This is a genomic window from Ruegeria profundi (assembly GCF_020171505.1).
Lineage (GTDB): Bacteria > Pseudomonadota > Alphaproteobacteria > Rhodobacterales > Rhodobacteraceae > Ruegeria > Ruegeria profundi.
In genome coordinates, this window is sequence record NZ_JAIUZS010000008.1 from 1 (window position 1) to 14010 (window position 14010).

11 protein-coding genes are annotated in these 14010 nt (G+C 56.2%); 9 read left to right on the forward strand and 2 right to left on the reverse strand.

Annotated elements, in window-relative coordinates; translation table 11 throughout:
- The 3 genes from LCM21_RS16780 to LCM21_RS16790 form a co-directional block, all read left to right on the forward strand.
- Positions 1-1086, forward strand: a 1086-nt coding sequence (locus LCM21_RS16780) for a recombinase family protein (RefSeq protein WP_224891633.1), incomplete at its 5' end; no start/stop codon positions are given.
- A 751-nt stretch (positions 1087-1837) separates the two neighbouring features.
- Entirely contained in the window at positions 1838-3139 is a 1302-nt protein-coding gene (locus LCM21_RS16785; RefSeq protein ID WP_224891634.1) for a site-specific DNA-methyltransferase, read from the forward strand.
- The gene (locus LCM21_RS16790) at positions 3136-3861 is read left to right on the forward strand and encodes a DUF5681 domain-containing protein (RefSeq protein WP_224891635.1); all 726 of its coding nucleotides are present in this window, start codon (positions 3136-3138) and stop codon (positions 3859-3861) included. Before LCM21_RS16785 ends, LCM21_RS16790 begins: the two co-directional genes overlap by 4 nt.
- A gap of 207 nt (positions 3862-4068) precedes the next feature.
- On the opposite strand, the gene LCM21_RS20790 is transcribed toward LCM21_RS16790, so the two are convergent.
- Entirely contained in the window at positions 4069-4710 is a 642-nt protein-coding gene (locus LCM21_RS20790; protein ID WP_224891636.1) for a response regulator transcription factor, read from the reverse strand.
- A complete protein-coding gene (locus tag LCM21_RS16800; RefSeq protein ID WP_224891637.1) occupies positions 4703-6535 on the reverse strand; it encodes a sensor histidine kinase in 1833 nt (610 codons plus the stop codon). Before LCM21_RS16800 ends, LCM21_RS20790 begins: the two co-directional genes overlap by 8 nt.
- Before the next feature lie 142 nt (positions 6536-6677).
- Between LCM21_RS16800 and LCM21_RS16805 the strand changes: the two genes are divergently transcribed.
- From LCM21_RS16805 to LCM21_RS16830, 6 genes are all read left to right on the forward strand, one after another.
- Positions 6678-7115: a response regulator gene (locus LCM21_RS16805; RefSeq protein WP_224891638.1), complete on the forward strand. Its 438-nt coding sequence runs from the start codon at positions 6678-6680 to the stop codon at positions 7113-7115.
- Positions 7116-7352: 237 nt separating this feature from the next.
- A complete protein-coding gene (locus LCM21_RS16810) occupies positions 7353-8843 on the forward strand; it encodes a DUF1254 domain-containing protein (protein ID WP_224891639.1) in 1491 nt (496 codons plus the stop codon).
- Between the two features lie 64 nt (positions 8844-8907).
- Positions 8908-10356 carry a DUF1254 domain-containing protein gene (locus LCM21_RS16815; protein WP_224891640.1) on the forward strand — a complete coding sequence of 483 codons (1449 nt, stop codon included), beginning with the start codon at positions 8908-8910 and terminating at the stop codon, positions 10354-10356.
- A gap of 50 nt (positions 10357-10406) precedes the next feature.
- Positions 10407-11237 (forward strand): transporter, encoded by an 831-nt coding sequence (locus LCM21_RS16820; protein WP_224891641.1) that lies wholly within the window; start codon positions 10407-10409, stop codon positions 11235-11237.
- A gap of 722 nt (positions 11238-11959) precedes the next feature.
- Positions 11960-13090, forward strand: coding sequence for a BamA/TamA family outer membrane protein (locus LCM21_RS16825; RefSeq protein WP_224891642.1), 1131 nt, complete (start codon positions 11960-11962; stop codon positions 13088-13090).
- Between the two features lie 13 nt (positions 13091-13103).
- Entirely contained in the window at positions 13104-14006 is a 903-nt protein-coding gene (locus LCM21_RS16830) for an efflux RND transporter periplasmic adaptor subunit (RefSeq protein ID WP_224891643.1), read from the forward strand.
- Positions 14007-14010: the final 4 nt, after the last annotated feature.

Consider the following 14010-nt stretch of genomic DNA (forward strand, 5'->3'; position numbering starts at 1 on the left):
CGGACCCTTTATGCGCTATACGAGCAGCATGGTATTATCCGGGAGGTAAAAGAGCAGGCCGATGCGCTGGGGTTACGCACCCGGCGCAGAATACTGTCATCGGGTGAGGCCCGCGGCGGTGGCACTTTCGACAGAGGGCATATCCATCACGTTTTGACGAACCCGGTCTATGCCGGGCGCATCCGGCATCGCGACAAGGTGCATGATGGTCAGCACGACCCGATCATAGCGCCCGACCGATGGGATGACATCCAACTGCGCCTGCAGGGTACGGCCTCGCGTCTTCGCTATCGAAAGACGCCACGCCACGTGTCGCTGCTGTGCGGGAAAATCTTCGATGAGACAGGAGACCGACTGACGCCATCGCATTCGAAAACGAAGTCGGGGACGCGGTTGCGCTATTATGTCTCGCACCGGCTGATTGCGCGCAGCGGCGAGGAAAACCTCGATGGCTGGCGCCTGCCTGCAGATCATCTTGAGGCACAGACCAGCACTCTTACCCGTCGCCATCTCGCAGAACCAACCTTCGCGAGCCATGTTTGCCAGCAGTCCGACGCCGGTGACATCGCCCGCGTTCGAAGCAAGCTGAAGGATCTGACCAGTGGGCCGAATGTCAAAGACATCCTCTCGCTGGTCGAACGCATCGAGATTGCGCCGGGAAAGATTTTGCTCAAGCTAGATATCAAAGGCATGGCGGCGATGCTGGATACCGACGCCGATGCTTTGGACGCAAACGCCCTGCAGATCGAAGCGCCGTTCCAGCTACGGAAGCGTGGCGTAGAGACGAAAATCATCCTGGCCGAAACGAACGGAAATAAAGACGAAACCCTCATCCGCAACATCGCGCTTGCGCATCACTGGCTGGAGCGGATCAAGGCGGGCGAAACCTTCGGCGACATTGCAGAAACCAGCAATATCTCCAAACGCCGCGTGCAGCACATGATCGATCTTGCCTTCCTCGCGCCGGATCTCGTGCGGGATGTACTGGAAGGTAAACAGCCCCTCGGCTTTACGTCCGACTGGTGCAAATCGCGAACCCTGCCATCAGACTGGCCGGACCAGCGCGCGCTTCTCGCGACTCTCTGATCCACCAAACCCACACCTGCTACCGCGAAAAGGCCGAGCGCAGACTTTCGGAGATTTGCGGCCTTGTACCGGCACGGTCCACGGTCTGCGCGATTGCGCCACGCCGCTAACCCGCGGATAACGCGTGACTATTCGAAGTGCACCTTGCACGGTCTGGATATAGGGGAGTGGTTGGCTGTGTTGCCAGTCTCGGGCTATCCGGTCTGGGTTCAAAATCCCTTTTTACAGGGAATTTACAGGGAAAATCGGCGGTTTTGGCCGCTGGGGTGCCCGTTTCGACAATCTCTGTCCTGATTTAGCGCCGGTTTACAGGGGTTTAGGGAGCAATTCCCTGTTCTTTAGGGAACAGGGAAATTTGCCATCGCGAACAGGGAAACCCCAGGAATTAACAGGGATTGGTATCTGCAAAACAGGGTAGCGCCCACGCCAGACAAAATACGAACCTGCAAATACACCCTTTGCCAATGATCATGTTCATGTTATGTTCCAATCGGGCGATTCTGCGCTATGCACCGTCGCTCGAGAAACGATGAGAAGATGAGGCCAACCCGGACGGACACGATGCCTTCGACAGGACGCGTCACCCGGATGGGAGCCTGAGCCCGCCGCATCTTTGCGGTTTCGTTGTCCGCGGACGTTATCGCGGTTGCGTGACCGTCTCGTCAGTGCGGGCTTTTCCAAACAATTCGTCGGCTGTTTTGCGGCTGGCATCAATAACCGAAGCGCGCACGCGCCAACAGGAGGCCTGAACATGGCGTCTATCGAGACTGTACAAATCAAAAACCTCAAACCCTGGGCGCGCAACGCTCGGACACATTCTAAGAAACAGGTGCGGCAGATTGCCGACAGTATAAAGCAGTTCGGGTTCACCAACCCGGTGTTGATCGACGAGGGTGGCACCATCCTTGCCGGGCACGGGCGGGTAGCAGCGGCGCAATTGCTGGACATGCACGACGTTCCCTGTCTGCGCTTTGATCATATGACCGAGGCGGAGAAACGCGCATATGTCTTGGCGGACAACAAGCTGGCACTGAATGCCGGCTGGGACGAGGACCTGCTGGCGGCGGAACTCGGGGCGCTGATGTCCGACGATCTGGAGTTTGATGTCGGGCTCACCGGCTTCACTATTGCCGAAATCGATAGCCTGATGGAGGCTGTAGAGCCGGAAGAAGAGGGTGACCCAGCCGACGAAGCCGTGCCGACTGAGGTGCCCGCCCGCGTGCGCCCGGGCGACATCTGGCAGCTCGGTCGGCATCGGCTGATCTGTGGCGATGCGCTGGACGCACAGACCATCGCTTCATTGATGGACGGCCAGACCGCCACGATGGTTTTTACGGACCCGCCATACAATGTCCCAATCAACGGTCACGTCGGCAACTCGGGCAAGACGCAGCATCGTGAGTTTGCCATGGCTTCCGGTGAGATGTCGGCATCAGAGTTCACGCGCTTTTTGCGGCGCGCCTTCCGCAACCTTGTTGATCACAGTGTCGACGGCTCGATTCACTTCATCTGCATGGACTGGCGTCATATGGGCGAGATACTTGCAGCGGGGCAGGGGGTCTATAACGACCTCAAGAACCTGATTGTCTGGGCCAAGGACAACGGCGGTATGGGCACCTTCTACCGGTCCCGTCACGAATTGATCTTTGCCTTCAAGAAGGGGGACGCGCCGCATATCAACACTTTTGAGTTGGGACAGCATGGGCGCTACAGGACCAATGTCTGGCAGTATCGCGGCGTCAATACGATGCGGGTAGGGCGGATGGAAGAACTGGCGCTACATCCGACCGTGAAGCCCGTGCAGATGATCGCCGATGCCGTCCGGGATGTCTCGGGACGCGGCGACATTGTGCTGGATGTCTTTGGTGGCTCCGGCTCAACCTTGATCGCGGCTGAGAAAACCGGCCGGCGCGCATATCTCTGCGAGTTTGACGAGATCTATTGTGATCGCATCATTGCCCGCTGGGAGGCCTATGCCAGGGACGAGGCGGCGCAGGTTCTCTGCGGCTGGACGCCAGCGGTGGACGTCAAAGCGATGGAGGCGGCGGAATGAGCAGCGACAAGGACAAGCGCGCACTCGTGGCCCGACCCGGCTATGACGTTGGATATGGTAAACCGCCGAAAGACACCCGCTTCAAACCGGGCAAGTCTGGTAATCCGAAGGGGCGGCCCCGGGGATCAAAGAACAAACGTCCGGGCATGCATGAGGAACGCATGAAAGATATCATTCTCGATGAGGCATACCGCGACATCACGATCCGGGAAGGGCACCGCAGCGTGACCATTCCCATGGCGCAGGCGGTCATGCGCTCTCTGGCTGTGAACGCCGCCAAGGGCCAGCACCGCGCGCAGCGGCTCTTCTCACAGTTGCTGGCAGAGGTGGAAAGCTCCCGCAACATGCTTCACGCTGAATATCTGGACAAGGCGCTGACCTATAAGATCGAATGGGAGAAGGAACTGCGCAGGCGTGCGGAAGCCGGGATAGAAACCATGGATGAGCCCATTCCGCATCCGGATCACATCAAGATCGACTTGCGAACTGGCAAGGTGCGCATTGTCGGACCAATGACCAAAGAAGAGAAAGAGGAACTCGACTATTGGCGTAAAAAGCTTCCTGACCTCCGTGCCAACATCGACGGTCTGCGTGAGGCGATGGTCCACGAGACCGACCCAGATGAGATCGCAGACCTCGAACGCCACATCAGGATAGGCGAAGAGCTGTGCGAGCGGATCAGCACCGCTTTGGCTGTGGTCGAGCAACCCAGTTCGGAGTGAGCACGAGGCCGCAGAGCTATTTAATGCCTTCTGAGAGCGCAAAGCGGTCATCTGACAAAAATAGTCAGGTGATCGCTGCGAGCCCAAAGCACTCGATGCTGCACGCGGTTCGAACTGGTGCTAAGCGTGGTTTGCAGACGTTGCACATGATCGCGCACCTCGGCTGCAGCTATTTTTCATGCCGACGGAATGGCAGATGTTTTCTTACTACTTTGCACCTTCGACGGATCCTTCGCGTTCCATATCGAGCGTCTGCGAAAAACCGACCATATCCATCTGGGTCTCAAGCCCAAGCCGCTCCCTAATAGCGCTTCGATGTGCCTTGACGGTGCGTTCGCTGACATCGAGATTTCGCGCGATCTGCTTGTTGCTGGCGCCAACAACCAGTTGCCAGAACACCTCCTTTTGCCTGTCGGTCAATTGATCAAATCGCACCCGGGCGCTTGCGCTTTCGTTTTTCTTCCGACGTGCGCCTTCCACGTTCTCCACGGCCTCGCTCAGGGCGGCTTGCAGATCGCCGTGCTCAACAGGTTTCTCCAAAAAGTTGACCGCACCATGGCGCATTGCCCTCGTCACCGAACGCACCGATGCAACACCGCTTAGAAACACGACCGAAAATGGTTCCGACCGGGTTTCTAGGTGTGACTGCAATTCGAGCCCGTTCATTTTCGGCATTGAGAGATCCGCAAGCAGGCATTTCCAGTCCGCGTGCTCCAGAAATTCGAGCGCCAACAGGGGATCGTCGAAAGCCTGTGTGGAATATCCCATCGCGCGAACCTGTTTGTCCAGCGCGCGCAGGAGCGATCGATCGTCGTCCACGATCACGACGTCGCAAATGGTCTCAGGCACTGATCCTTAACTCCGTTTGTTGGCCCGGTGGCAGTGTGATGGTGAACCGGGCACCGCCGCTAGCACTTGCGCCCACTTCGATCATGCCATTATGCCGCTCGACCACCCGGCGCACGACGGCGAGGCCTACACCCATGCCCTTGCTCTTAGAGGTTACGAAGGGCGCAAACAACTTGTCGGCCGCTTCGTCCGAAATGCCCGGGCCATTGTCTTCAACCGAGAGGTTTAGGCCGCCATCGGATTCCCCACCTATCGTGACAATTACCTCGCCGCCCTCTGTCTCACCGGTTGCCTGCATAGCGTTCATGACGAGATTGACCATCGCCTCCTGCAGTTCCAGTTCGACACCAAAGAAGCTGCCCGGCGGTTTTTCGGTGATCAGCCGAATGGCAATTCGTCGGCGCTTCGCCTCAGGTTGGAGCCATTCCAGAACGGCCCTCAGCGCTGTCATCGGATCGAACCATTGGCGTTCCGGATCGCCGTCGTACATGAAACGGCGGACGTGTCCCATGAGATCGCGGGCGCGTCGTGTATCCCTGAGGATGTCCCGAATGATTTCCTCTATGTCGCCCTCGCCGGCAGAATCCGACTCCAAAAGGATTTCGCAGGTTTGCGCGTTGCTGAGGACAGCGGCAATCGGCTGGCTCAGTTCATGGGCGATCGTCGAAGCCAGCTCCCCAAGCGTCAGCGCGCGCGACAGTTTCTCGAACTCGCGCCTTGTTTCATCACGTTCGGCCTCGGCCTTCAGACGTTCTGTCTGATCCTTACCAATGGCGATCAGCCCATCGCTGGTCCCCGCTTCCTTGGAGAGCGCCACGCAATGCCAGGCCATTTCTCTGTGCGTCCCATCCGCGGCGGGCAGGCAACGGGTCGCGGACTCCTGACTTTTCCAGAATTCCGGATCAGTGGTCGGCAACTGATCTGAGTTCAAGGCGGTTTCCATAAAGAGGGTATCTGCCTTTTGCCCCACCAAGTCGACGGAGCTGCGGCCGATCAAACGTTCGAGGAAGGGATTGACGCTGGCGATCCTGCCACCGGCATCGACCCGAACCAGCGCCAAATCGACCGCATCCACCACTCCTTGCCATCGTTCCCGTTCGATCTTGATCTCGCGGTTCAACCAAGCACCTTTGGCGACTTCGCCAACCAACGAAAACGCGAGCGAGACTGAGATTGCAACGAAGATGACGCCGATAAGGTACGGTGTCTGGATCACCGACGCGTCCACGAGCGGCGTGTGAATTCCCGCGACCAATATGAAGAACAGAACCGGTCCCGCCGTCTTTAGCGCGTGAGCACCCGAGCCGGTTCGTAAGGCGCGAAGCAACACGTCAATCACATAAATTACGATTACCAGAGAGGCCAAATCCGTGAGGTACTTGGACCAGTGCATTTCTCCAACCGGCAAGGCGAAGGCCTCATTCCATGGCGTGGTTCGGTAGTCCAGCCCTTTGAGCCAACCAGTCACAATCTGCCCCGGGTTAGTTAAAATGACGATGATACTAAAGCTCCAAAGACCGGTGATGAACCAGCATAGCCAACGGCGACCGATGTTCAGCCGAAATTGAAGAAACCAGACCATGCTAATCAGCGAAACACCGATAAACACACTTTGTGCCCGAAATGCATTCACGAAATCTGCGGTCGATGGCGTCCCGAGATAGGAGACTTCGCACAGGGCCGCAGCACTGCCTGCCAGACTCATCACGCTCGCAAACAGAAACGCCAGCTGATCCCGGAGCCTCAACCAGATCAGCAGGTAGACCGCACCGAGAATGATGCCGAAACCGGCGGTTACGAAATAGATCTGGCCAAGAAGTTGCATCTGGTCCTTTCAGCTTTGGGCACAGAGACGCTAGCGCGGCCCCAGTGACAAGGCAAGGAAGTGCTCAGGTCGCTGATTCGGCTGCTCAAATAGCCTGTCAATTGTCCTTCGGGGACAATAGCGGGGTTCACCACGCCACGGCATGATCCCTTGGAAAAAGAAAGGCTTCGCAGTGACACCGTCTCCCGTCACTATATTCGTACTCGACGATGACAGCAGCGTTCGCTCGGCACTCGCTCGTCTGCTGAAGGCAAAGGGATTCGCCGAGCAGCAGTTGGACAGTCTCGCGTCGTTGCGCGCAGCCTTGCCCCTGCCGCCTGACAGCTGCCTGCTTGTCGATGTCGTCCTCGACCAAGAAAGCGGGCTCGATGTGCCAGCCATGCTCAGTGACCGGAACGAAATGGTGCCCGTCGTTTTCATGTCGGCGACTGACGACGAAGAGAAGCTCGCCAAGGCGGACACCACGGGCGCGACCCGCTGCCTGCGCAAACCATTCGAGGCCGAAGAACTCTTTGCCGCTTTGGAAGCGGCGATTTCTGCCTGTCGACATGCGCCTGATTTGGATTTGGAAAAGGAGTGAAAACTAAATCAAGCAACTACTGCTATCCGCCGCAATCACAATCGCATCTCTGGCAGCATTCGCCGAGCCGGAGCACTGGAAACAGCTCCGCAATGGAGGATAGCCGTTAGTGAACCGGCTGAGATCGGAGGTTGCGAAGCAAGCCAGCACGCATCCAGCGGTTTGCGGAAGCCCTGGCTACTGGGGCGTACACCGTCTGACGGATCGTAACAGAAACAACGAAAGGGAGAGAGAATCATGAAAATCAAACGCCTTACGGGGTCGTCGATGATTTGTGCCATGCTCCTCGGCGCAACAACCTTAGGGGCCGCGCCCGTCATGGCCCAGGAGGAAACGACGCCTCCGCTTGTGCGTCAGCTTTACAACGGCAACTGGCCACCGCCGGAAGAGGCACAGCAACTGCGCGACGAGCTTTACTACCAGCGGGCTATTCATGCGTATATGACTATGATTCCGGCGCTCAACGTGATCGGTATGCGAGACGGATCCGAAGCGGCGTTCGGCAAGGGTTACAACGTTCTGCCGATTTGGAAGGATCGCATGGATGCGCGAGCATGGGTGCCCACGCCGAATGCCGATGTCATCTACTCGATGAGCTATCTCGATTTAAAGGAGACAGGTCCGCTCGTTGTTGCCGCGCCACCCGGCGTCATCGGCATGTTCACGGATTTCTTCCAGCGAACCATCACCGACGTCGGCGCCATTGGTCCGGATCGGGCGCGTGGCGGACTCTATCTGCTGCTACCACCGGGCTATGACGGCGAAGTGCCAGGCGGTTATTTCGCCTTCGAGTCCTCGACCTACAATGTCTTCCTGTTCTTCCGCACAGTGATGGAACCGGGCCCGGATCCCAAGCCTGCCGTGGCTTTGGCCGAGCGGACCAGGATCTACCCGCTCTACGAGGTCGAGAAACGCGTCAAACCGATGGAGTTCCCGAACGGATCCGGCAAGCGGGTCGACATGATGTATCCAGTCGATTTCGCCTACTGGACCAAGCTGAAGGAATTCGTGGACTACGAACCCGTCGGGGCGATCAGCCCAGAATTGCGAGGCGTCCTTGCCTCTATCGGCATCGTCAAGGGCGAACCATTCGAGCCCACCGATCGGGAGCGCGAGTTGCTGGAAAAGGCGGTGGATGTCGCGCCGCGCATGATCATGGCGCTGCGCATGGCGCCCCGCGCGGACGGCCGGGACCTCTACTACGATGACCGGAACTACGTCCGGGCATGGGCCGGGGCGACTGCCGACTGGATGCAGAATAGCTATCTCGATGTGAATCAGCGGGCGACGTTCTTCCAATACGCATATTCCTCTGCCCCGGCGATGGTGATGCGCACAATCGGTGCCGGCTCCAAGTATCCGGTGGCCTTCCTGGATTCCGAGGGTGAGTTGCTGAACGGTACCAACGGCTACAAGTTGCATCTGCCGGCTGGCATTCCGGCCAAGGCGTTCTGGGCGGTGACGCTTTACAACGTCACCGATGGGACAATGCCGGAAACGCCGCAATTGTTGCCATCAAAGAACAGCCTCGACGCCTCGATCGTCAAGAATGACGATGGATCGGTCGATCTCTGGTTCGGCCCCGAGAAACCGGCGGATGCGCCAGAACAGAACTGGATCCAGTCGATCGACGGACGTGCCTTCATGGCCGTGATCCGCCTCTATGGCGCGGATCTTGATTTCTTCGACCAGGCATGGCGCCCGGACGACGTCGTGAAGCTGAACTGATATCTCGCCGCCCCGCGTAAATCGCGGAGCGGTTCTTTTTCGAATTGACGGAGGATAGTTGGAAATGAAATTCGCCGCACGCAGTTCGTCAGCCCTCGCGCTATTGCTCGCCTTCTCGCTGGCCGCCCCGGCCCAGGAGACGGTCGACACAAGGATCGGCCCCTTGAGCTTCACCCATGGGTTCACAACCGGCTACCCGACCGATGAGACCATCGCCAAGCTCTACGAGGAAATGGATTTTCAGAGGGCGGTGCAGGCCTATATCTGGTCGATCCCCCTAATGGGAATGGCGCAATGGCGTCGCGCGCATGAAGACGAGCTTGGCGCCGAGAACGGCCAGATCGTCTTCGTGGAGTCCTATGCCGACAAGATCGGTGGCCTGACCTTCAACGCCACAACCCCCTACGTGCTACCCTTCATCGATCTCGCTGATGGCCCTTGGGTTGTCGAGATGCCGGAACCACAAGGATCGGTGCGGGGGGCTGCCCATGACATGTGGCAGATCGGGATCACCCAGATAACCGAGCCCGGCAAGTACGTGTTCGTCGGCCCCGGACAGAACGCGCCCGAGGCGGAGGGCTATAAAGTCTTTTCTTCGCCGACCAACGGCGTGCTCATGGGCATCCGGTTGATGCCGGAGGATCGCGACGAACGCATGGCGCTGCTGGAACAGATCAAGGTCTATCCCTGGTCCGAACGCGACGATCCCAAGCCCCGCGGATACATCACGCCCGATGGAAAGCCCTGGATGGGCGCACAGCCCGTCGGGTTGGAATACTGGGAGTTACTGAACGACACGATCCAGCGCGAACCGGTCTTTGAGCGCGACCGCTTTTTTATGGCCATGCTCAAGCCGCTCGGGATCGAGAAAGGCAAGCCGTTCACGCCGGGCTGGCGCGAACAGCGCATTCTGATGGAGGCTGCCGTTGTCGGAGAAGCGATGGCCAAGGCCAATGATTTCTCCAAACGCGTCGAGACGAGCCACTACCGCGACGACGTTCAATGGGAGTACGCGACGACGGCAAACCCAGACCAGCGTGACGAAAACTATGATCACCTCGATGAACGTGCCGCATGGTTCTACGAGGCCGTGACCAACGACGTTGCGATGCATGGCCAGAAGACGGGCAAGGGGCAGGTCTATATGGCGACCTACAAGGATGCCGACGGCGATTGGCTGGATGGCGGTACTGACTATGTGCTCCGCGTTCCGCCGGATGTACCGGCCGAGGCCTTCTGGTCACTAACGGTCTACGAGGTCAGCACCCGAACACTGGTTCAGAACGACTATGAGATCGCGGACCGCTCGTCACGGATGGACTTAGCCTACAACGACGACGGCTCGGTGTCGCTTCATATCGGACCAAACGAGCCGGCAGGCGATGCCCGCAAGAACTGGATCCCGACCGAGCCCGGGCGCGCTTGGTTCCCGTATTTCCGCCTATATTCACCGAAGAAGGCGTTCCTCGATCAAACTTGGGTTCTGCCCGATATCGAGAAGGCGGATCAATGAGGCGGATACAGTACGAGCTCTTTAAATGCGTTTGCCCTAAGGAGGACAAAATGCGCCTAACAATCAAATCCGCGGTTCTGTCCTTGGGACTGGCGCTAGGTCTTTCTGGTAATGCAATGGCTGAATCCGATTTGAGTTCAGCCGTTCAAAACCCGATTAGCTCACTCATCAGCGTTCCGTTGAAGTTCACCTTTGACAATGGCGCGCCGAACGGGAAGGCAAATGTTCTGAGTATTAATCCGGTAATTCCAATTACTATCGGAGATTGGAACCTTGTCAGCAGGTTCATTATCCCTCTTTATGACGCCCCCGGGGGCGTTGCCGGGCTGCCAGGGAATCCGGGGATTGGCGACCCGACTACAACTGGACGCACAACCGGTTTGGGTGACATAAACTACACGCTGTTCTTCAGCCCTGTAAAACCGGTCAACGGTTGGATCTGGGGAGTCGGTCCATCGATAACCGCAGATTCCGCAACGGACGATAGGCTTGGTAGCGGCAAGTGGAGTGCTGGGGTGTCGGCAGTAGCCTTGAACCAACCTGGTTGGGGAACCTACGGTGCCTTGGTCCGCCATCTCTGGTCCTTTGCTGGGGACAGTGCCCGCAGGGACGTCAACCAGACGCTGTTCGAACCCTTCGTCAACTACAATCTCGACAACGGCTGGTACCTGATCAGCGACATGGTGATCACCTATGATTGGGCGGCCTCTTCCGGCGACAAGCTTCTGTTTCCTGTTGGCGGCGGTTTCGGCAAGATCACGAAATGGGGGAACCAGCCAGTCAATCTCCGGGCCGAAGCCTATTACAATGTCGAGCGACCGGCGACGGCGCCAAAATGGACGGCTGGGTTCACGATCCAGTTCCTGTTTCCAAAGTCCTGATGTCGATCATGCGGTCAGGGAAGCCTAGGGTGTGATTACAGACGACCCGCGCCATGTTGCGAACGCATGGTGGCGACATACAGACGGTGTGATTATGAAAGCTTTGCTCGTTAAAACCAAGACTACACTGGCTTTCGTTTTCACCCTCTCACAATAGGCTTCGGCGCTTGCGTACATCGGTACGCCTGGCAAATAATCCCTGGGCTCGACAAATTTGACCAACGGCGAAGTTTAACCAAGGTAAATGAAAGGGCTGTTCAATGTCTGAAATTCGGACCGCAATCGCGGGAGTGATCAGAGACCTGATCGACGAAAACGACTTATTCGGTGTAACCGCCGACCGCTACAGAGAACGGGCCAGTTGTGGACCGCGCATCCGGACGAGTATCAAGCGGGGCAATCCACTAAGGCTGAAAGATATCGGTTAGTCTATGCTGGGATATCAATCGGACTTTGAGCTGAATCAAGTTTGCCGGATCATGCGGCCACTAAGCTTACGTTGTGCCCGGCGTCCAGATACTCGCTAGTATTCAGCAACAGTACAACTAAGAGGCATTCGGGAACAACTTGATTTTGCGTCGCGGGCGGAAGTTATGAGTTTGTCAGATGTTCTACCCAAGGATTGCACCTATTCAGGATCGACAGTGTTTGATCCTTGAAACTTGACAATAAAAGTTCACCGACTTTTTTCGGAAATGGTAGTTTGGAAGCACTGAAACGCAATGCGAAATCTGCTTAATATTAGTTTCCTGGCACCAACAGTCTTTAGTCTGCTGGTATCTACCATGTTGAGCATTGGGACGGCGAATGCGAACCCGAACATAATAAACAAAACCCGAAAATCTGTTGACGTGGCAGTTGAAGAACAAAAGTTTGGTATTCGGAACGGTTCAACTATCGTTGCGCCAGTTCCATTTTCTAATCCGGTGATTGGAACCGGCTTGACGTTAGGTGTGGGATATCTTTTTGTCACCGCACCGGACGCCGATCCTTCTTTCTTTGCGCTTGGTGCCATGGCATCTAGTAATGGTAGCCAAGCTTACGGCATTGGCGCGGATGTAAGTTTCCAAAATGGTTGGAGTTTCGACTTTGCATTGGCTGAAGCGCAACTCAGCTATGATCTTTTCTTTGGCTCTCAGCCAATTTCGATTGATCAGGACGGGACGTTGTTCAATGCAGGTTCGGACTACAAACTGTCTAACAATTTCTCCATTGGAGCAGGACTCCGATATCTTGATTCAAGCATCAGTCTTGCTTCCAGCAACACGCCCATTCCAGGAGATCTTGTTCCGGATCTGAATCTAGAGGTTGCAACAATTGAACTTCGAATTTTATGGGACGAAAGGAATGACAAAACCTACCCGACGGACGGCAAACGTTTCAGTGTTTCAGCGAATGTCGGAGAAACTTTAGGCGCTGGAGACCGTCAGTATGGTTTTGGCAGTGCCAACTTCGATTTCTATCGATCAATCAGTGAGACCGGGATGTTTGCAGGTCGGGTATCAGCTTGCGCTGCGTCTTCCGACACACCCTTTTTTGACAAGTGTTCAATAGGCTTTTCAGATAGCTTTCGCGGATTTGACCCATTGCAGTATCTCGACACACGTCTTTTGTCAGCTCAACTCGAGTACCGTCAGCGGCTTGGAAAGCGATTTGGTGTGGTCGCATTTGGAGGCCTTGGCTATACTGCATCAAGCTTCGCGGATTTGTTAGACAACGGTGATCGAATTGCGGTTGGCGCCGGTGTCAGGTACCGCGTGTCGAAACAATACCCTCTCGATTTTTCATTAGATTTCACAACAAATAACGATCAAGAGGAGTATGTTTATATTTTTATTGGGCAGAGGTTCTAAGCATCAACCCTGAATGATCGAAAGGTATGTTATGGACGACAGGAGGTCTGATCGAATATCGACACATTGCGCCGCATTCTACCTTTGTGTTGGCCTCACTCTAGGTGGGCTTTTGATATCCGGGCTGGCACCCAAAACGGCAGTGGCCGATAGCCAACCCGAGAAACAAGCAGAATTTTCTGGGCGTATCGAAGCGTTAAACAGCCACGACGTATCAAACCTCATTGAGGGGGTTATCGCTGCTGTTCATTTCAAACCTGGTCAGTTCGTCGACGCAGGGGATTTATTGTATTCCATCGACGCGGGGCCTTTTGAACTTTTAGTAAAGACTCAGAGACTCAACACTGTTCGAGCAGAGGCCACTCTGACCTCGGCCCGCCAGGACCTGGATCGAATCCGCAAACTGAAGGAGCGCGGTTCGGCCACAGAAGTTCAATTGCTCAAAGCCGAGGTAGCGCTTGCTCTGGGCGATGCGCTATTGGAGCAAGCCAAAGCCGAATTGACGGCAGCAGAATCCGACCTTGAAAACACACTTATTCGCTCGCCAATCCGTGGAATTATCAGCCGGTCTGAAGTTAATCCCGGGGCTTATGTGGAAAAAGGCCGTGCGCCCCTTGCCAGGATAGATCAAATGGACCCGGTACGGTTGTCTTACGATATTCCATATGTGGAGCGCATAGAACAATTGGCTATCGACGACCTGAGCTCGCCAAAGGAATTACTCGAGAATGTGACGCTTCGGGTGAAGATATCAGAAACTTGGATGTATTCGAAAGCAACCAAACCGGACAATGTTTCGTCACGGGTGGATTATTCAACCGGCAACCTGACAGTCTGGGCGGAACTGTCCAACCCAAACTTCATACTACGTCCCGGTATGCGTGTTACTGTCCTTCCAATCATAAAAGCCGAGTGACCTG

What these genes read in the sequence shown, in the direction of transcription:
- LCM21_RS16785 (WP_224891634.1), top strand. Translation starts at nt 1,838, where the DNA reads ATGGCGTCTATCGAGACTGTACAAATCAAAAACCTCAAACCCTGGGCG.
- LCM21_RS16790 (WP_224891635.1), top strand. Translation starts at nt 3,136, where the DNA reads ATGAGCAGCGACAAGGACAAGCGCGCACTCGTGGCCCGACCCGGCTAT.
- LCM21_RS16800 (WP_224891637.1), bottom strand. Translation starts at nt 6,535, where the DNA reads ATGCAACTTCTTGGCCAGATCTATTTCGTAACCGCCGGTTTCGGCATC.
- LCM21_RS16805 (WP_224891638.1), top strand. Translation starts at nt 6,678, where the DNA reads ATGATCCCTTGGAAAAAGAAAGGCTTCGCAGTGACACCGTCTCCCGTC.
- LCM21_RS16810 (WP_224891639.1), top strand. Translation starts at nt 7,353, where the DNA reads ATGAAAATCAAACGCCTTACGGGGTCGTCGATGATTTGTGCCATGCTC.
- LCM21_RS16815 (WP_224891640.1), top strand. Translation starts at nt 8,908, where the DNA reads ATGAAATTCGCCGCACGCAGTTCGTCAGCCCTCGCGCTATTGCTCGCC.
- LCM21_RS16820 (WP_224891641.1), top strand. Translation starts at nt 10,407, where the DNA reads ATGCGCCTAACAATCAAATCCGCGGTTCTGTCCTTGGGACTGGCGCTA.
- LCM21_RS16825 (WP_224891642.1), top strand. Translation starts at nt 11,960, where the DNA reads ATGCGAAATCTGCTTAATATTAGTTTCCTGGCACCAACAGTCTTTAGT.
- LCM21_RS16830 (WP_224891643.1), top strand. Translation starts at nt 13,104, where the DNA reads ATGATCGAAAGGTATGTTATGGACGACAGGAGGTCTGATCGAATATCG.